The 20845-nt window shown below is 66.8% G+C and carries 6 protein-coding genes, 3 tRNA genes, 1 pseudogene and 1 CRISPR repeat array (1 of these 11 only partly in view); of the genes and pseudogenes, 7 read left to right on the forward strand and 3 right to left on the reverse strand.

Features of this window, described 5'->3' with window-relative positions; genetic code table 11:
- Positions 1-4116, forward strand: a pseudogene (locus tag O3684_RS06425) (PfkB family carbohydrate kinase).
- Positions 4117-4260: 144 nt separating this feature from the next.
- Complete coding sequence (locus tag O3684_RS06430) at positions 4261-5505, forward strand: multidrug effflux MFS transporter (RefSeq protein ID WP_500065750.1); 1245 nt, start codon at positions 4261-4263, stop codon at positions 5503-5505.
- Positions 5506-5762: 257 nt separating this feature from the next.
- Here O3684_RS06430 and O3684_RS06435 read toward each other — a convergent pair whose 3' ends face one another.
- The 3 genes from O3684_RS06435 to O3684_RS06445 form a co-directional block, all read right to left on the reverse strand.
- Complete coding sequence (locus O3684_RS06435; RefSeq protein WP_500065752.1) at positions 5763-6623, reverse strand: EamA family transporter; 861 nt, start codon at positions 6621-6623, stop codon at positions 5763-5765.
- 25 nt (positions 6624-6648) lie between these two features.
- On the reverse strand, positions 6649-7053 hold the full coding sequence (msrB, locus tag O3684_RS06440; protein WP_500065754.1) for a peptide-methionine (R)-S-oxide reductase MsrB: 405 nt from the start codon (positions 7051-7053) through the stop codon (positions 6649-6651).
- 269 nt (positions 7054-7322) lie between these two features.
- The gene (locus O3684_RS06445) at positions 7323-10874 is read right to left on the reverse strand and encodes a mechanosensitive ion channel family protein (RefSeq protein ID WP_500065756.1); all 3552 of its coding nucleotides are present in this window, start codon (positions 10872-10874) and stop codon (positions 7323-7325) included.
- Between the two features lie 163 nt (positions 10875-11037).
- On the opposite strand from O3684_RS06445, the gene O3684_RS06450 reads away from it, so the two are divergent.
- The 5 genes from O3684_RS06450 to O3684_RS06470 all read left to right on the forward strand — a co-directional run bounded on the left by O3684_RS06450 (position 11038) and on the right by O3684_RS06470 (position 12702).
- Positions 11038-11113 (forward strand) — tRNA-Glu (locus O3684_RS06450).
- A 49-nt stretch (positions 11114-11162) separates the two neighbouring features.
- Positions 11163-11236: transfer RNA gene (locus O3684_RS06455), tRNA-Asp, on the forward strand.
- Positions 11237-11263: 27 nt separating this feature from the next.
- Positions 11264-11339: transfer RNA gene (locus O3684_RS06460), tRNA-Phe, on the forward strand.
- A 215-nt stretch (positions 11340-11554) separates the two neighbouring features.
- Entirely contained in the window at positions 11555-12154 is a 600-nt protein-coding gene (locus O3684_RS06465; protein WP_500065759.1) for an excalibur calcium-binding domain-containing protein, read from the forward strand.
- 293 nt (positions 12155-12447) lie between these two features.
- Positions 12448-12702 (forward strand): LPXTG cell wall anchor domain-containing protein, encoded by a 255-nt coding sequence (locus tag O3684_RS06470; RefSeq protein WP_500065761.1) that lies wholly within the window; start codon positions 12448-12450, stop codon positions 12700-12702.
- 121 nt (positions 12703-12823) lie between these two features.
- Positions 12824-20845: a CRISPR direct-repeat array (repeat unit 29 nt; unit sequence GGGCTCATCCCCGCTCACGCGGGGAAAAC); it runs 4452 nt beyond the window's last position.

The raw sequence follows: 20845 nt of genomic DNA on the forward strand, positions 1-20845 counted from the left end.
ATGGATCCTCGTTTTGCTCGCGCGTACGGCGCCCTGGCTGGCCTGGCGCTCGGCGACGCGCTGGGCATGCCGACGCAGGCGATGTCGCCGGAGCAGATTCGCGCGGTGTACGGGCGTATCACGGGACTCGTGGACGGTGACGCCTCGCAGCCCTACGCGCCGGGGATGCCGGCCGGGTCCGTCACCGATGACACGGAGCAGGCACTGCTGATTGCGTCCCTCCTGGTACGAGGCCGGGGATCCTCCTCGGGACGCGTGGCCCTGGGTGCGGTCGAGTTCTCCCACGCCCTGCTGGCCTGGGAGGATTCGATGATTCGGCGCGGGTCGCTCGACCTGCTGGGTCCCTCCACGAAGGCGGCGCTTGAGCGCGTGCGCGCGGGCGAGGACCCGCTAACCGTGGGCGGCGAGGGCACCACGAATGGCGCGGCGATGCGCGTCACCCCGATCGGAATCGCCATGCCGACGGTCGATCCCGAGGCCTTTGCGGATGCCGTCTGGTCGTCCTGCCAGGTCACGCACGCGACGCGCCAGGGTTTCCAGTCGGCGGCGCTCGTGGCGGCGGCCGTGTCCATGGGCATTGACGCGGCGCGCTTGACGACCCCGAATCTGAGGGGCTTGCTGTGGAAGGCCGTCACCTACGTCGATTCCCTCCCCGAGCGCGGCGCGTGGACCCCCGACCCAGACGTCGTCGCGGCGACGCGCCGGGCGATGCAGCTGGCCGCCAACCCTGCCTCGTCCTCCCTGGAATGCCTCGTCGAGCAGGTGGGCACGTCCGTGGCCTCGGCGCAGGCGATCCCCATGGCCTTCGCGCTGCTCGCGCGTGATCCTTCGCCGCAGGCCCTGTTGGACGCCGCCAACCTGGGCGGCGACACCGACACGATCGGCGCGATCGCGGGTGCCATCCTGGGCGCCGTCCTCGGTGTCGAGGTTCTCCCCGCAGACAGCCTCTCGATGATCGAGGAGGTCTCCCACCTCGGCCTGTCCAGCGTCGCCAGGGATCTCCTGGAGCTGCGCGATCAGGTGCTCGTCGGGCGCCAGGAGGAGTCTCCCACGAGTGCTTCGCCAGCTGCCGATCCCGATGCCGACACGTCTCCGGAGGAGCCGGCCACCGCCTCGTCGCCCACCTCCCCTGCTGGCCGCGTCGTCTTCATGACCGAGCTGACGCTTCGATACAACCGAAACTCCCAGAAAGACACCATTCCCGCCGGGAACGAGTGGACCACCCGCGAGGGCGTCTATCTCTCGCTGCCCTTCACAGCGATGTGCGCTGCCCGCGCAATGGGTGTCGAGGTCGTCTCCCTCAGCCCGATCGGTAAGGGCTCGCGTGCCTCGGTCATCACCGAGGCATTGGCTCGCGAAGGGATCGTCGACGCTGGTCCTCGCATCGCGGGATACGACAACGGCTTCCTATCCGTCCTCACGACGCGTTTTGACGGGACCAAGAAAGCGGCCATCACGGGGATGCTCGAAGACGCGTGGGACGAGGCTATCCGCACCTTGGGTCCCTCCGACGTGCTGTACGTCGATGCGAGCATCGAAGACAACCCCTCTGTTCTAGCGGCGGCCGAGCACGCGCTGGCCAACCTCCCCCATCACGTGCGCGTCATCCTCGACGTGTCGGGAGGGCACATTGGTCCGCGTTGCCTTCCCAACGGCAACGTTCTCATGGTTCTGGGCCATGGGGCGGCGGAACGTCTCTGCCTACAAATCGTGTGCGACCGATCTTCCCACGATTCCACAAGAAATCCCAACCACGCTGCGTCGTACGTCCTGTCGCTGTTTAAGCGACAGGCACTGGTCATGACACAGACGCACGAGTCGTTTCTCGCACGACCGAAGTCACAGAGGGAGGACGAGGTCATTTTCTTCCCTGCCCCGACGGTTATTTCCACCGATCCCGTCGGGACGCTGGACGTGTCGACCGGCGTCCTGGCAGCCGGATTCGTTCTGGGGTGCACCATCGAGCGGAGCATCCTCCTTGCGAACTGCGCGGGGGCCTTGGCCTCGACGATGCCTGGCCCCGCCTCGTGCCCCACGCGAGCCGCGGTCGAGGCCGCGGCGGATACCCTCGCGGACCGCGCAAACGCATCGTGGCAACGACGCGGCCGGGCCTACGGGGCGTTGGCCGGTGTCGCCACGGGTGACGCGGTTGCGCTGCCCGTCCAAGGCATGTCCCCCACACAGATCGAGAGACACTACAAGACGCAATGGATACTGATCGACGCCGATGCCTCGCACCCCACGATGCCGGGCGCGCCCGCCGGGACGCTCACGGAAGTCACGCGCGAAGTTCTGGCGGCGGCCTCTCACCTGCTGGACGACGCCCCCTCCACGAACGAGGCCGGGGCTAAGGACGAGGATCTGCTGGCAGGGTCTTGCTACCCGCTTCGGGCTATCCCGGTTGGCATCGCAAACTCGACAGCAGATCCACAAGCCTTCGTCGATGCCGTGTGGCAGGTCTGTGGAAACGACGGCCTCAGCAGGCAGGAGTTCCACGCGGCCGCTCTGGTCGCCGCAGCGGTCTCCTTGAGCATCGACCACAAGGCGTTGTGGGTCAGGGGGATGCGCGATGTCCTGGACGAAGCTATCACCTACGTGTCGGCGCTCCCCGCACGGGGTGCTTCGGCTCCCGGACCGGATGTGCTGGCCGCGGCCCGAGCGGCGATCGACATCGTCACCAACTACCGGAGCGATGCCCTCGAGCGCCTGCGCGATCAGATAGGCACCTCGGCCGATCCAGCTCAGTCGGTTCCTGCTGCCTTCGGCCTCGTCGCACACTACTCGGACGGCTTTTCCGCTTTCTTGTCCGTCTCTCTCGGCGGAGAATCCAGCATTATCTCAGCGATTGCAGGATCCATCGTCGGTGCGGCATGGGGGGTCACACACTTCTCATCGCACAACCTCACCACAATCGAGAAGGTGTCCCGCCCGGCTCTGGCACCCCTGGCCGAGCGGCTCTTTGAGCAGCGGGAATGTGTCTCTGAGAAAACGAGGGACGACGACTCCGCCAGTGGCACGGCGTCCAACTAGGGAGAATACAGCATGATTCCGCTCTTTGACACCGCCCATCGGGTGCCGACCACAGAACCGCCTCCCCCTAGCCGTCACGGCTCCACCGACGGCAACAACCCCGTCGGCCGCGTCGTCCTCATGGGCCAGATCCTCGTGGACCTCGCCGTTCGTGGCGAGGCTCTGCCCTCGCCCGGTGGAGACGTGTGGGCCATCGACGAGGGAATGCACGTGGGCGGAGGCTTCAACGCCCTCGTGGCGGCGCGGCGCATGGGGGCCGAGGCCGTCTCCCTCAGCCCAATCGGAGACGGTCCCTACTCCTCGCTCATCCAAGCGGCGCTTGAGCGCGAAGGGATCACGGACCTCGGTCCTCGCGTCACAGGCACTGACAACGGTTTCTGCATCGCGTTCACGGACCGCACGGGCGAGCGCACGTTCATCTCCACCAAGGGTGCCGAGACGATGGCACCCGCGAGCGCGTGGGCTGACTTCGTGCGCATGATGCACCCGGGTGACGTGCTCTACATCGACGGCTACCTCATGGACCACCCGGCGAACAGGGAGGCCGCGGAGGCTGCGCTGCGCGTCCTGCCCGCGGGCGTGCGCGTCGTCCTGGACGTCTCCCCCGTGATTGGTATCCCGGAGGGGCTGCCCTCCGACGGCGTCATCGTGTCGATGAACCACAGGGAGGCTCAGGAGATCGCTCACCAGAGAGGCGAAGCGAGCGCTCGTGACCGGTGCCGCCGGCCTCGTGAAGCGGCGCGAGCGATGCTCACTGTGCTGGATCGTCCCGTTCTCGTGCGCGCGGGAGCCGAGGGTGCATACGTCGCCTGGCCTCCCGAAGCAGCTCCGGACACTCTCGACGAAGGCACAACCCACATCCCGACACCTCTCGTCGAGGCGATCGACACGAACGGCGCGGGCGACGCACACTCCGGAGTCCTGGCAGCCTCCCTCGCGCGGGGGATTCCCGTGGAGAGGGCCCTTCTCCTCGCCAACTGCGCGGGCGCGCTGTCCACAACGGCCGTCGGACCGGCCTCGTGCCCGACGCGCGAACAGATTGAGGCCGCGGCGGATGCACTGGAGGCGAGCACAGACGGGGAGTGAGCACCGCGCAGACCCGGTTGACCGCCAACTGAACGACCTCATCGGCATCACATCCATGCAGGTGGGGAGGCTCAGACGTGCGAGATGCATCAAATAATCGACCGATTCATCTATTTAGCGTCCCAAAGGGTACACAATCGCACCATGACGACTAACGACACCCGGGACCGCGGCGGAGTCGTCGGCGGGGCGCTCACAGTTGCCCTGCTGATCACCCTGGCCGTGCAGAACGCCGTGCCCCCGATGGCGACCGACATGTACTCGGCCGCCTTCCCGCAGATCACGGTGGACCTGGCGACGAACTCGACGATGCTCGGGTTCACGCTCACGACCTTCTTCGTGGGCTTCGCGACCGGTCAGGTCTTGGGCGGCGCAATCTCGGACCAGATCGGGCGCCGCCACCCCATCATCGCGGGCGGCATCATTGCCCTCGTCGGCTCCGTGATCTGCGTGTTCACGCCGGGCATCTGGGTGTTCCTCGTGGGCCGAGTCTTCCAGGGCCTCGGCGGCGGCGTCGCCTCCTCGGTGGCGCGCGCGATCCTCGTCGACGTCGCGCACGGCAAGACGCTGGCTCGCGCGATGAGCCTCATCCAGGCGATCGTTGGCTTCGCGCCGATGCTCGCCCCGGTCCTCGGCGCGTTCATCATCACGCACGCGACGTGGAGGGTCGTCTTCTGGGCGCTCGCCGCCTTCACGCTACTCATGGCGGCCCTCGCGTGGTTCGTCGTGCCCGAGTCCCTGCCCGAGGATCGCCGCCACCCCGGTGGCATCCCCCGGTTCTTCTCCGGCCTCGTCCAGGTCGTGCGCATCCGCCCGTTCGTGGGCTTCATGCTGACCAACGCCTTCTCGAGCTTCTGTATGTTCGGCTACATCTCGAACGCAACCTACGTGCTGCAGGGCCCGCTGGGCCTGTCCCCCATGGCTTTCGCGTGGGTGTTCGCGTTTAACGCGCTGCTGTCGACCGGTTTCGCGCTGGTCAACGTGCGCCTGATCTCGCACTTCACGCCGCGCACGCTCATCATCACGGGCCTCACGATCGCTGCAACCGGCGTGGTGACGCTGGCGATCTCGACGTTCTTCCTCAACCTGCCGCTGATCCTCACGTGCGTGGGCTTCGCGCTGGTCATGACGGCGAACGCGTTTATCTTCGGCAATTCGGGCGCGCAGGCCATGAGCGAGGCGCGCGAGCACGCGGGCACGGCCTCGTCCGTCATGGGCGTGTTCCAGTCGATCGCGAACGGCATCGCCGCTCCCCTGGCAACCTCGGGCGGCGACAGCGCCGTGCCGATGGTGCTCGTCATGATCGTCGGCTCGGCCGGTGCGTGGTTCGCGTTCTGGGTGATCGCTCGAGGCGGCAAGCACACGCCCCGCCAGCTCAGCCTCGACTGACGAGGCGTCAGCGCGCGGGACACAGGATCACCGCGCCCTGGATACAGATACATCGCGCACATCCGGATAGGTAACGCGCATCCGGATAGGTTAATAACCTATCCAGATCGTCACAACCTATCCGGATCGTCACAACCTATCCGGATCGGGCACCTCATCGCGACGAATTCAGCGGAAGGCACCATCTTTCATGGCTCGGCCACGACTATCAGTTGGGATGGCGCTGCCCGACCCGCAAAACGCCCACCACTCGGCCCTTACTCGCGCGAGGCCAGCCACACCGCGACCGACACCAGCACCAGGCCGATCAGCTCGAAGACGCCGGGGATCTGGCGCAGCATGACGGCCCCGACCAGGGCGGATGTGGCCGGCAGGATCGCGGCAAACAGCGCGAAGGTCGACGCCGCCAGGCGCCGCATCGCCAGCGCCTCGAACGTGTAGGGAATCGCCGTGGACAGCAGGCCCACACCGACGACGATGGCGATCAGCTTCCACGAGGCCGTGGCCGCCATCGCCCCCGGCCCCAGGAAGGGCGCGAAAAACAGGGTACCCCACGCACAGCCGAGCGCCAGGTTCGTCACCCCGTCGCGCGTGGTTGACGCCTTCTGCCCGACGACGATGTAGGCCGACCAGGCGAGGGCCGCGAGGAGGATCCAGGCGACGCCGACGCGCACGCTCGGCACGCTCAGGTCAAGGGCGAGACCGCCGATGCACGCCACCCCCGCGAACGCGAGGACGGCGGCGATGCGCGGCCGCCAGCCACGGCCTCGGAGAACGGCGACGGCGACCGGGCCGATGAACTCGATGGACACGGCGGTCCCCAGGGGAATGCGCGCGATGGACTCGTAGAACGAGGAGTTCATCGTCAGGATGATGATGCCGAAGAGCGCGGAAATCGCCAGGTCGGAGCGCGTGAGGCCGCCGCGCCACGGACGCTTCCAGGCCAGGAGGACGACCGCGCCGGTCAGGACTCGCCACCAGGCGACGGAGGCGGGTTCGACGGATGCGAAGGCGATGACCGCGAGCGCCGCGCCCACGTACTGGATGAGGCCGGAGCCGACGATGTAGAGCTGGGGCGGGATGCGGTCGGTGACCGGGCGCTGGTCGGGTGCTTTCACTGGGCGGGGCGTTCGTCGGGCGCGTTCACTGGGCGGGTGCGAAGGTGAGGGCCGCCGAGTTCATGCAGTAGCGCATGCCGGTGGGCTGGTCGGGCGCATCGGGGAATACGTGGCCGAGGTGTGAGCCACACGTCGCGCAGCGCACTTCGGTGCGGATCATGCCGTGGCTGGTGTCGACGCTCTCGACGGTCGCGCCGTCGTGGGCCTGAAAGAACGAGGGCCACCCGCAGGAGGAGTCGAACTTCGCGTCGGAGTCGAAGAGAGCGGATCCGCAGGCCGCGCACGAGTACGTGCCGACACGGGCCTCGTCGAGGAGCTCACCGGTGAAGGGGCGCTCGGTGCCCGCCTCGCGCAGCACGTGGTAGCGCATGGGGCTCAGGAGCTTCTTCCACTCGGCGTCGGTACGGGCAGCGGGATGGGTAGCGTTCATACGTCTATTGTCCCGCGCGGCCCGCGCCCTCGCACGCGTGCGAACGCTTTCCTCGCGCGACTCCATCGACGAGGCGGGGGCTCAGTCCACGCTCACCGCTGCGGACTCGCGTTTGCGAAAAAATCGCCGCGGGCAGCGGGGTCGGGAGCAGTCATGCCTCTCTTGTCGCGGACCGCCCGCACCCGTGCGCATATGTGCGTGGGCGCGGGCGGTCCGCTTTCCTCGCGCCGACCTCAGTCACGAGGCCGTGGCCCGTTCACCTGTCCCCATCACTCATCGGTGGCGGGCCCAGCGCCTGAGGCCTTCTTCGCGGCCGCCTTCTTGGGAGCTGCTTTCTTGGCGGCACCCTTCTTGGCGGCGGTCTTCTTCGCAGGAGCCTTCTTGGCGGGAGCCTTCGCGGCCTTGGCGGGGGTTGCGTCGGTTTCCTCACCGGCGGCGGTGTTGTCGCTGCTCACGGTTTTCTTGGCCGCCGTGGAGGACTTTTTGGCGCCCTTTTTCGCGGTCACTGCCTTCTTCGTGGCAGCCTTTTTCGCGGGAGCCTTCTTCGCGCCAGCCTTGGAGGCAGCCTTCTTGGCCGCCCCCTTCTTCGCCGGGGCTTCCTCTTCCGCTGCGGCGTCCTCGGTCTCAGAAGCCTGCGCGGCCTCAGAAGTCGGCTCGGCGACGGCCGCCGTCGGCATCACGAGGGTCTCGTCCACGGGCTCATCGACCGCGGGCAGAACCTGCGTGGCATCGGAGTCGAGCGCGCCGACCTCGGCAGCCTCCACGGGATCCATGACGGTGGTTGCCTCGACGTCGTCAGACTCAGGGGTGTCGGAAGTCTCAGCCTCATCCGCCTCGGTATCATCCGTCGACGCGTCGTCGTCATCAGCCGCCTCGTCGGCGTCTGATTCCTCGGCGCTTTCCGCGTCGCCCGGCTCTTCCGCGCTCTCCTCACCCTCCGCCTGGGCAGCGGGCTCAGCCACTGACTCCTCGCGCTCCGACGGTTCCGGGTTCGCGATATCGGGGGTCGTGGACTCCTCATCCGTCGCGGTCTCGTCGTCCGTCGCGGCGGACTCGCCCTCGTCGGACTCCTGCTCGAGGCGTTCGACGACCGGGATCTGGCCGGTGACGGCGCGCAGGACGTCGGCCTCGGCGCCCGTGGGGGCGACTGAGGGGAAGAAGTCCATGATGGACACGCGCGCGGGCTTCACCGTGGGCGTGGGGCGGGTTTCCGCGTCGAGGCGCGCCTCTTCGGCGACCGCGTACCAGCCGGGGTGGACGGTCGGCTCGTCGGGGGTTTCCTCGTCGGCGAGCGACGCGGCCATCTCAGCGGGTGTCGGCTCCGGCGGCGGCACGAGAGCGGGCGCGACCGCCTGGACCGTGTCGGTCATGACGGGTCGGCCGGTGCGCACGGGCGGTGGCACCTGCACGGGATGTTTCACGGATGTTTCACGCGCGGGGATCGGCGTGGTTTCCTGCTCGTCCGGGGAAATCTCGCCGTCCGACGAGGCCTGGGCCTCCTCCTCACCGCCCGTTTCCTCGGGCGCATCGGGGGCGGGCGCGTCCTCGCGCTCGGGAGCGTCGGCGGGGGCGGCGGCTTCCTGTGCCGCGGCGGTCTGGGCGTCTGCGGCGCGCGAGTCGCCGGAGTCGTCGGATGCGCCAGCGTCGGAGCTGTCAGCCTCGGATGCACCAGCATCGGCAGCGGACTCGTTCGCGGCCGTGCCATCGGTCGCGGCGCTCTCCGCGGAGACATCGTCAACCGCAGGCTCCTCGGAGGTGGCTTCGGATTCACTCGCGGGCTCACCGGCCTCGGGCACACCAGCCTCGGAAGCCCCAGCCTCGGATCCGGCAGGGGCCTCGCCAGCCTCGGAGTCGGCGAGCGCGGGGACACCGGCCTTTTCGGCGGCGGCATTGGCCTCGGTGATCTCTCCGGGCGTGACGCTGTTCGCGACGGATGCGACAGACGCGGCGGTCGCGGCAGTGCCCTGAGCATCGCCCGAAGCGGCGGCGTCACCGGCAGCGTCCGCGGCGTCCTGACCCGGCTGGACCTCTTCATTCTCGGGAACGACCGGCTCAACGCCGACGGCGGCCAGGGCGAGGGTCGCCTCGGGATCCAGGGTGTCCGAGCTGCGGTTCTTGTGGCCTTCGCGGCGCTCCTGGGCGCGACGAGCCTCGGCCTCGCGCTCGGCGTAGGCCTCTTCGCCGGGGCCCTCGAGGGCGGCGGCGCGTTCATCGGCGTCGGCGGATCCGGAGAAGAAGCGTTCTCCTCGCCCGATGGAGGTCGCGGTGAGGGTCTGTGTGAGCTGCGGGTTCGCGTTGCCGGCGGCCTCGATGATCTTGCGCAGCGCGGCCTTGGAGATCACCTGGGTCTCGTCGTGCGAAGCGGCGGGTCCGCCCTCGGCGAGTTCGCGCTGGCGGTCCGCCATCGCGCGGCGGCGGGCACGCTTGGCCTTACGGCGGGCGGCGACCATGCGCGCGGCGTGGGCGGGATCCTTGGGTGAAACGCCCGCAGGCATGGTGCCAGGGGCGTACGCGGCGCCTCCCGTCGCACTACCGGCAGGCGTGCGCTCCCCTGCGACGGGGTGGGCGCTCGACACGCCCGTGGCGGCCACGGCCTCGTTCGTGCCGGAGATCCCGGCGAGCTCGGCGGCCAGGCGCGCGATGCGTTCACGGCTCATATCTTTTTCAACGGTCACGGTCTCAAGTGGCTCGATGCGCTGAGCGGGGCGCGCCCACGGCTCTTCCGTGACGATCCACGAGATGAGCTGCTCGCGCAGGTACGCGCGCAGGTCGGACAGGTGTCCGGAGTTCTTCGCGGAGACCAGGACGCGCACGGTCACCGTGTACTCGTCGGAGTCGGTGATCTGCACACCCCACGTGCGCCCATCCCACAGGTCCGTGGAAGTCAGGAGCTGCTCGACCTTCGTGCGGATGAGGGTCATGGGCGCGGACCAGTCGAGCTTGAGCTCAACGGTGCCGAGCTGGGCGGCGGCGCGACGCGTCCAGTTCTCGAAGGGCGTCTGCGTGAAGTAGCGGCACGGAATGATGAGTCGGCGCTCATCCCAGATGCGCACGACCACGTAGGAAAGCGTGATCTCCTCGACGGAACCCGTCTCATGCTTGTCACCGGCGACGACGACGTCACCCACGCGGATCGCGTCGGTGAAGGCCAGCTGCAGGCCGGCGAACACGTTACCGAGGGTCTGCTGGGCGGCGAGACCGGCTATGACCGAGAGGACGCCGGCGGAGGCCAGCACGGTCGTCATAGCCTGGCGGGCGACCTCGAACGTGCCGATGATGGCGACCACGCCGACGACGACGACGATCCCTTGGGTGAAGCGGCGCAGCACTTGCGCCTGCGTCTCGAAACGGCGCGAACGACCCTGGTCAGAATCCTGGCGGGCTTTGGCGGCGTCCTCGAACACCCAGGCGGCGGCGTAGGCCATCCACGTCAGGCACGCGAGGGCAACGATGAGGAGCACGTGCATGAGGAACGTCGTGATCGACGTGCCGTTCCAGTCGGACAGATTCGGGTTGACCAGCGCGATGCCGAGCCCCGCCCACGCTCCCCACGCCGCGAAGGTGAAGTGGCCCGGGCGGCGCACGCGCGCCAGGATCGACGAGGCCGTGGCGGCCTTCGCGAAAGCCTTACGCAAGAGCGCGGACATGACGACCGAGATGACGACACCCACAAAGGCGCCGACGATTGGGCCGAGAATCAGGAGGGTGAAGTCAATGGTCGTGACGACGGCGGCCTCCGCCCCGGATTGAGGGTCTGCAATCGCCCGCGTGAGGGCGTCCGAGGCCTGGGCGAGGGCACCGAGTGCTGGTGTCATAGTCATACATCAAGGGTAGGTCGCCTAGCTGATGAAATCCTGTGAATTCCGCACAATTGCAACGTTTTCCAGTAATGTGTCAGCTGTCACTCCGTTTTGTTTTGACGTGCCGAGCGCGTTCTGCCTAAACTATCTCCCGTCTTCGGACGCCAGTTCGACGGCCAAGCAGGCCCCCATCGTCTAGCGGCCTAGGACACCGCCCTTTCACGGCGGCGACACGGGTTCGAATCCCGTTGGGGGTACCACCGGTCGCTATCGTGACTGGAATAATTCAATAGGTCTTACCTGTTGTAAGGCCCCGTAGCGCAGTTGGTTAGCGCGCCGCCCTGTCACGGCGGAGGTCGCGGGTTCAAGTCCCGTCGGGGTCGCCGACCAGACCTTTTGGTTCAGGTCTTGGCTCTGTAGCTCAGTTGGTAGAGCGTTCGACTGAAAATCGAAAGGTCACCGGATCGACGCCGGTCGGAGCCACCAGCAAGTCCCCGAAGCGTAAGCTTCGGGGCTTTTGTTGTGCGCGCGACAAGGCTGCCGCAAATGCGAATCACAGCCCTCAGGTGCAAAGCCCCTCGGGCGCGCAGGTCAATAACACTCACACCCACAATTACCCGCCAATCCCACGACTCCTATAGGATACCGACTAACGATGCGTGTTGTCGCGCATATTTTCTCGCCCAATAGGAGGGGTACCAATGTCGCTATGGAAGCGTCTCACCGCTATGCTCGTTGGCACATTTGTACTGATGGGCGCGCTGAGCGCCTGTGATCCATATGTGCCGAACGTAGTCGGCGACGCTCTCCCGAAGGCGGTCGAGCGTCTGGAGAACAGCGGCTACAAGGAACTCGCAGTCGTCGACGACCACGGAATGTCGATCACTGAGTCGCACTACGAGGACGGCTACAAGGTGACCGAGCAGGACGCGCAGGGCAGTGATATCCCAACGACACAGACAATTACCCTAACAGTCACTAAGAGCGAGATTGCGTCACTGGTGCCTACGCCGACCAATTCTCCATCCGACGCCTCGGACGAGCCGAGTCCAGACCCCGAGCCAACTACCGAAGAACCTGAGCCAACTACCGAAGAGCCTGAGCCAGCCCCGGAGGAGCCGACCGCAGAGCCTGCGGAAGAGCCAGCTGCTCCAGCCCCCGCGCCTGAGCCGACGCCGGCGCGCGTCCACTTCTCAAGCTGCAAGCAGGCCCGCGAAGCAGGTGCAGCCCCCCTCTACCGCGGAGACCCCGGCTACAACCCGAAGCTTGACCGTGACAACGACGGGGTCGCCTGCGAGTAACGTCAGGAAGGACCCCAGGCGACAGCGAGGTCGCGCCCGACAAATTTCGCATGCAATTCCCCCCACGGCACGAATCAGCCCAACCCCAAAAAACGCAGAATATCAACAATCAGATTTCAAACCCTGAAATACCCTCACGGGAATTGCATGCGAAATTTCTGGAGACCACGAGCCCCCTCCACCCGCAGCCCTATGGCGCGACCTCGCCACTACCAATCGGGGGAATTGCACGACACGGAGGTCCGACGCGCCGATAACACGTCGCCAGAAAGCTTCGTGTAGTGCAAACCCCTATGCTTACCCCGCCAGTCACGTCGACTCCTTCGGCTGAACCAACACCATCGGCCACACCGACTCCGTCGACTCCTTCGACACCGAGCTCGGCCACTCCCCTGGCCGCAGCGACGCCTTCGACTCCCGCGCCTCCAACTCCCAAGCCGAAGCAGCTGGCTCGCACGGGCGCCGACATGGCGGGCATCCTCGCAGGTGCCGGCATGCTGGGCCTGCTGGGTGCGCTGGCGGTGGCGGCTCGCCGACGCCAGGCCTGACCGACCTGCCCTCCGCGTGAGGGCACGCATCGGACACGCCACGCCCCGGCCTCGTATTGAACTGCGCTCCGAAACTTGGACGCTTTATTTTATATGGTAGCCGTTATGCGGCTTCCTGTAGGGCTTCATCCCCGCTCACACGGGGAAAACCATGAAGCACGCGGCAATGGTCGCGCCGTAGCAGCTTCATCCCCGCTCACACGGGGAAAACGTGATCGACGACGGGGAGGCTCGCACAGGTGGGGGCTCATCCCCGCTCAAGCGGGGAAAACTGTTCCGCAAGGTCCGCGACGATCTGTCTCTCGGGCTCATCCCCGCTCACGCGAGGAAAACTACGCCGGGGCATCCGACGTTTTAAGAAGGAACGGCTCATCCCCGCTCACGCGGGGAAACCCCTTGCGGTGCCGCTCGTCGCGCTGGCACCCCGGCTCATCCCCGCTCACGCGGGGAAAACGTCAGGGTGTTAGGGGCTAGGTCGAGCGTGGAGCTCATCACCGCTCACGCGGGGAAAACTCGAGTTGCCAGGGGCGTTCGCCGCGCCATCGCGGCTCATCCCCGCTCACGCGGGGAAAACTACAAGAGCGCCACGCTCACCCGCTCCTCGTCGGGCTCATCCCCACTCACGCGAGGAAAACGGCGACGCATAGACCCGGTACCAGAAACGGTCTGGCTCATCCCCGCTCACGCGGGGAAAACGCGCCCGAAACCTCTGACAAGGACGTCGTCACCGGCTCATCCCCGCTCACGCAGGGAAAACTAGTCCGATTCGCACCCGGCAAAGTCCATCAGGGGCTCATCCCCGCTCACGCAGGGAAAACAAGCAGCTTCTCGTGGCTGCTGCGTCGCAGCGCGGCTCATCCCCGCTCACGCGGGGAAAACGAGACCACCGAAGGTATCGAGATCGAAGCCCGGGGCTCATCCCCGCTCACGCGGGGAAAACTCCGTCGAAGGTGACGGCCCAGTATTGGAGACGGGCTCATCCCCGCTCACGCGGGGAAAACACATCGGACACCGACCGAGAGGATGCCCCGACCGGCTCATCCCCGCTCACGCGGGGAAAACGTGGCGCTCGCGGAAGGCGTCGGGCCCGCGATGGACTCATCCCCGCTCACGCGGGGAAAACTCGGTCGGTCTGACCAAGAACGAATACCAGGAAGGCTCATCCCCGCTCACGCGGGGAAAACTTGACAAGACCTGGCCGCGCGACCCGATCAGTGGGCTCATCCCCGCTCACGCGGGGAAAACCAGCCAGCGGATCTTGCACGTTCATCTGTCAAAGGCTCATCCCCGCTCACGCGGGGAAAACCCGTGAGGGCGTCCAGGTGCTTGGCAAGGCTGGGGCTCATCCCCGCTCACGCGGGGAAAACGGCTGTTTTTCCCGGGGGTCGCGCTCGCCATCGGGCTCATCCCCGCTCACGCGGGGAAAACTGGATCAGCGGTGCCCAGCTGAGGGGCTCGGAGGGCTCATCCCCGCTCACGCGGGGAAAACGCGTGAGGCCGTGATCTGCGACGCGCTCGCGGAGGCTCATCCCCGCTCACGCGGGGAAAACGCGGATCATCTGCCAGGTATTCAACACGCCCGAGGCTCATCCCCGCTCACGCGGGGAAAACTGGGGATACCACCTCGGCGAGGGTGAGGAGGCGGGCTCATCCCCGCTCACGCGGGGAAAACATGTGGCGGGAATGGCGCACGAACACACGCGAGGGCTCATCCCCGCTCACGCGGGGAAAACGCTCCGCCGCGACGCGGCGTGTCCTCGACCGTGGGCTCATCCCCGCTCACGCGGGGAAAACCCTAAGCCGTTCTATGGTGTGAACTTTGGGATGGGCTCATCCCCGCTCACGCGGGGAAAACCAGAGCACGGTCGAGATCGTTGTCGACGAGCCCGGCTCATCCCCGCTCACGCGGGGAAAACCCCCGGTTGACCGTCGAGAGAGGATCGCGCGGAGGCTCATCCCCGCTCACGCGGGGAAAACCGTCGGCGACCGCTGCGTTCAGGAGCGCACGCGGGCTCATCCCCGCTCACGCGGGGAAAACTCATCGTCCAGCCCATCGTTAAGCGGGCGTCCGGGCTCATCCCCGCTCACGCGGGGAAAACTCATCGTCCAGCCCATCGTTAAGCGGGCGTCCGGGCTCATCCCCGCTCACGCGGGGAAAACGTGACGGGGACGCTCGTCCCCGGTGTGCAGTCGGGCTCATCCCCGCTCACGCGGGGAAAACAGGGCCGCGATTGCACAGCTTGAGGCCGCCGGGGGCTCATCCCCGCTCACGCGGGGAAAACCGGATCGGGGGCAAACCGGGATAGTAGTTCGGGGGCTCATCCCCGCTCACGCGGGGAAAACGTAAATAACTACGTAAATAAGATGTTATTACAGGGCTCATCCCCGCTCACGCGGGGAAAACAACGGCCTCGCAGGTCAGGCACGGTGAAGTCCGGGCTCATCCCCGCTCACGCGGGGAAAACCCCACGTCGAAGGCTTCTCAGTATCGGCGATAGGGCTCATCCCCGCTCACGCGGGGAAAACCCCACGTCGAAGGCTTCTCAGTATCGGCGATAGGGCTCATCCCCGCTCACGCGGGGAAAACCTCCGACTCTATGGCCTCGGGGCCATGAACGAGGGCTCATCCCCGCTCACGCGGGGAAAACTGGGCCTTGGCATGTCCGACTCTGTGGATAAGGGGCTCATCCCCGCTCACGCGGGGAAAACACGAGGCCCGCGCCGCCGGAGAGCCCGGACTCGGGCTCATCCCCGCTCACGCGGGGAAAACGTCCGGCGGCATCTGGAACGCGGTGAAGGGTGGGGCTCATCCCCGCTCACGCGGGGAAAACCCACTCCATGCCGATTACATCCCACTGCTGTAGGGGCTCATCCCCGCTCACGCGGGGAAAACATCTCCGGCACGCTGTGGCCGGGCCTCCAGAACGGCTCATCCCCGCTCACGCGGGGAAAACGTCGGCGATGACCAGCACGTGACCGGCGCGCTGGGCTCATCCCCGCTCACGCGGGGAAAACTGGGGCGGGGACGCCTGCGGCGTCGTAGCCGCGGGCTCATCCCCGCTCACGCGGGGAAAACTGGGGCGGGGACGCCTGCGGCGTCGTAGCCGCGGGCTCATCCCCGCTCACGCGGGGAAAACGCCCAGGTCGGCATGGAACCGCCCGGCGGCGCGGGCTCATCCCCGCTCACGCGGGGAAAACGTGGTGAGGCCGGGCGCGACGATCCTCGAGCCGGGCTCATCCCCGCTCACGCGGGGAAAACACCTACAATCTGCCCAACTACACCGGAGACCTGGGCTCATCCCCGCTCACGCGGGGAAAACGCCTTCGTCGTCGCCTACAACAAGAGCGAGACGGGCTCATCCCCGCTCACGCGGGGAAAACTCCTTTCGGGGGTGTAGGTGTAGCCGAGCGCGAGGGCTCATCCCCGCTCACGCGGGGAAAACTCAAGCCCGCCCTGACGGACTTCATGGGTGTGGGGCTCATCCCCGCTCACGCGGGGAAAACGCGCAAGAGCGACCGAACAACCGCCGCGTCCGAGGCTCATCCCCGCTCACGCGGGGAAAACCGGGCCCGGCTGGGTGTTTCCGGGCGCGGATTCGGCTCATCCCCGCTCACGCGGGGAAAACAGTGAAGTTGACATCGCGGGGACATCCGCCGCGGGCTCATCCCCGCTCACGCGGGGAAAACTGCTACGGCGCGACCATCGTCGCGTGCTTCATGGGCTCATCCCCGCTCACGCGGGGAAAACGAATCGTTGGCGAGGGGACCCATCGCATTGGTGGGCTCATCCCCGCTCACGCGGGGAAAACTCGAGTGATTGGCGCGTGCACTTGGCGGTGAGGGGCTCATCCCCGCTCACGCGGGGAAAACAGGAAGATGGGGGCGGGGACTGCCTGGGGGTCGGGCTCATCCCCGCTCACGCGGGGAAAACCTCGCGGGCGCAGGCGGCGTCATCGCCGTGTGGGGCTCATCCCCGCTCACGCGGGGAAAACTGTTTGTGGCCCTGCGCTGTCGTTGCGCAGGTGGGCTCATCCCCGCTCACGCGGGGAAAACGCAAGCCGACTGGGGTGAGTGGATTACGGCGCAGGCTCATCCCCGCTCACGCGGGGAAAACGTCAACGCCGTCGCGGGCGGCACCAAGGAAACGGGCTCATCCCCGCTCACGCGGGGAAAACGGCGTTGGCACGTGACTCCGCTTGCTTGACAAGGGCTCATCCCCGCTCACGCGGGGAAAACTCCGCGCAGCCAGTGGAGGTCGTCGCGTGTGAGGGCTCATCCCCGCTCACGCGGGGAAAACGTCGCTTTTGTCAGAGCATGTATGTCGGTCGCGGGCTCATCCCCGCTCACGCGGGGAAAACTCGGCACCAATCCGCGATCCTGCTTGTACCCGGGGCTCATCCCCGCTCACGCGGGGAAAACTTGGTGTCGGTCACTGCGCTATTGACTGCCATGGGCTCATCCCCGCTCACGCGGGGAAAACGCGCGAGACGTAGCCGTGCCCGCCCTCCAGCAGGGCTCATCCCCGCTCACGCGGGGAAAACCACTGTGCCGGGAACAATGTGCGGACGATCGGCGGCTCATCCCCGCTCACGCGGGGAAAACACGAGCTCTCGCCCGAGACCAGTGACAAGGACGGGCTCATCCCCGCTCACGCGGGGAAAACCCCCACGTCTTCAGCCAATACTCATATGTGCCGGGCTCATCCCCGCTCACGCGGGGAAAACGGGTCCCACCGGAGGGGAACCGTCAGGCCGAAGGGCTCATCCCCGCTCACGCGGGGAAAACACGACGGCGCGCAAGGGATCGCGCGTGCCTTGCGGCTCATCCCCGCTCACGCGGGGAAAACGCGATAGCGGTCACCACGACCCACACGGCGACCGGCTCATCCCCGCTCACGCGGGGAAAACCCATGTTCGCCATGCCGCGCCAGCCGTGGCCGGGGCTCATCCCCGCTCACGCGGGGAAAACCGCCCCTGGACGGCGAGATGGGCGAGGTCCTGGGGCTCATCCCCGCTCACGCGGGGAAAACGTTTGCGCCTACGCCGACCGCCGTACACGGCGAGGCTCATCCCCGCTCACGCGGGGAAAACGCCGTTCGACACCGAGACCGAAATCATTCCGGGGGCTCATCCCCGCTCACGCGGGGAAAACAAAACGGTCGCATGTGCAGATCCAACGAGTTTGGGCTCATCCCCGCTCACGCGGGGAAAACTGCCTGCCCGACCTGCTCCCGGCCCGTGTCCTGGGCTCATCCCCGCTCACGCGGGGAAAACTGCCTGCCCGACCTGCTCCCGGCCCGTGTCCTGGGCTCATCCCCGCTCACGCGGGGAAAACCGTGCCGCCGCTGGCCTTGATCGTCGCGGTGGCGGCTCATCCCCGCTCACGCGGGGAAAACCGCGCAGAGGCCGGCATGTCGACCTCGATCCTGGGCTCATCCCCGCTCACGCGGGGAAAACCAGGTTCCCCTCCCCGTCAACGGTCTGGACCACGGCTCATCCCCGCTCACGCGGGGAAAACTCGCTCGCGAAGAGATCTCCAAGAAGCGAGACAGGCTCATCCCCGCTCACGCGGGGAAAACGGTCGTCTGAGGTGACTCATGCCCCAAAACGCGGGCTCATCCCCGCTCACGCGGGGAAAACAGGCCCCCCGGGTACAGAACACCCCCAGGGGTGGGCTCATCCCCGCTCACGCGGGGAAAACTGACGGATGCGGCGGCGGCCAGGTGGTAGATGGGGCTCATCCCCGCTCACGCGGGGAAAACTGTGGCGGCTGCCTTGCGGGCGGCCTGGCTGCGGGCTCATCCCCGCTCACGCGGGGAAAACTTATAGCCGAGTCGCGACGCCTCGGCACGGACGGGCTCATCCCCGCTCACGCGGGGAAAACCGCGGCGTGTGGTGGTGGTTAGGCATTGATGAGGGCTCATCCCCGCTCACGCGGGGAAAACGGTGCAGTTCGCCGCCGCCTTGATCACGATCGGGGCTCATCCCCGCTCACGCGGGGAAAACGACGGCGGCTTCAACTGGCGCGCCAACTTCCCGGGCTCATCCCCGCTCACGCGGGGAAAACGCGTCCTTGGGCAGGGGCACGCCCTTAGCGACGGGCTCATCCCCGCTCACGCGGGGAAAACTTCGGCTTCGCCGGGGAGGGGGCCGGGGACTCGGGCTCATCCCCGCTCACGCGGGGAAAACCCAGTGCTGCACTTCACCGCCGTGTGCAGGGGGGGCTCATCCCCGCTCACGCGGGGAAAACGCGGATAGCCGCGTCGGTGTGGAGTCGCTCGACGGCTCATCCCCGCTCACGCGGGGAAAACTCTATGACCTACAGCAATGTTGAACAGGACTGGAGGCTCATCCCCGCTCACGCGGGGAAAACGGGATCGCCGCTGTCAGTCCAGCCGTCAGGCCAGGCTCATCCCCGCTCACGCGGGGAAAACAGTGGTTCGACGGAACCGGGCAGCCGACCGGCGGGCTCATCCCCGCTCACGCGGGGAAAACGGTCATGCCTGGCCTCCCTCGCGCTGATTGATGGGCTCATCCCCGCTCACGCGGGGAAAACCAGCTCGTCCACCCGCCCCTTGGATACGACGAAGGCTCATCCCCGCTCACGCGGGGAAAACCCTTACGCGGCCTCCCAGGAGCAGGACCCCAAGGGCTCATCCCCGCTCACGCGGGGAAAACGTCAAGTCGTTCACGAACCTTGGCGGCGGCGGGGGCTCATCCCCGCTCACGCGGGGAAAACGAGAGATTTCGGAAGTCGGTCAGGATATGCGGGGGCTCATCCCCGCTCACGCGGGGAAAACGGGAAAGCATCGGCGGTCGATCTGTCCGCGATGGGCTCATCCCCGCTCACGCGGGGAAAACCTACCACCAGGTGCGCGCCTCTCGGGACGGGCGGGCTCATCCCCGCTCACGCGGGGAAAACCCCAAGCCTGTTGCCCCGCCTGAGCCTGGCTGGGGCTCATCCCCGCTCACGCGGGGAAAACTAACTTGATGCTTGCCACGGTTGAGTATGGTGGGGCTCATCCCCGCTCACGCGGGGAAAACCTGGAGGCTATCGCGGGGAAGATCGACCAGCGGGGCTCATCCCCGCTCACGCGGGGAAAACTGGCAGGCGTCTACAAGGCTGGCACGCTCTACGGGCTCATCCCCGCTCACGCGGGGAAAACGATGAATTCGTGAGTGTCGGTCATACAGGCTGGGGCTCATCCCCGCTCACGCGGGGAAAACGAGAGCAGATCGCGGGCCGGCTTGAGGACCAGGGGCTCATCCCCGCTCACGCGGGGAAAACGAGCTGTCATAGCCCTGACCGATGACTTTGTGGGGCTCATCCCCGCTCACGCGGGGAAAACCAAGGACGGCGCGGGCGACACCTCCGATCAGCGGGCTCATCCCCGCTCACGCGGGGAAAACCAGATGCGCGCCGCCGAGATTATCCATAAAGAGGGCTCATCCCCGCTCACGCGGGGAAAACTAGCATATCTAGCGCGACGTAGACGGCTTCCCGGGCTCATCCCCGCTCACGCGGGGAAAACATTATGCTTTGTAGCAATCGATTCAGGGGGGTAGGCTCATCCCCGCTCACGCGGGGAAAACCGGGCAGACAGTGAACACTGCTAACGCTCACAGGGCTCATCCCCGCTCACGCGGGGAAAACCAGGACGAGAACATTGTCAATCTCTCCAAGCAGGGCTCATCCCCGCTCACGCGGGGAAAACAGGAGTTCCAGCTTGGACTCCAGGAGCGAGGCCGGCTCATCCCCGCTCACGCGGGGAAAACACGATCTGCGCGACCGTCTCACCCCCGAGGACCGGCTCATCCCCGCTCACGCGGGGAAAACGCGCCAATAGCGACCACAATCAGACCGATCGGGGGCTCATCCCCGCTCACGCGGGGAAAACGCCCACCGGGTCCTGTCAGTCGTGAGAGCGTGCGGCTCATCCCCGCTCACGCGGGGAAAACTTACGCGGAAGGCCACACTAGAAATATACACCGGGCTCATCCCCGCTCACGCGGGGAAAACAGTGGAGGTCACTCGATACACACCTAGCTGCGAGGCTCATCCCCGCTCACGCGGGGAAAACCGGGGGAGGGAGGGGGAGGTGCCCCCATTTTCGGGCTCATCCCCGCTCACGCGGGGAAAACCA

The sequence above is a fragment of the Pauljensenia sp. 20925_1_27 genome, assembly GCF_041432835.1.
GTDB lineage: Bacteria > Actinomycetota > Actinomycetes > Actinomycetales > Actinomycetaceae > Pauljensenia.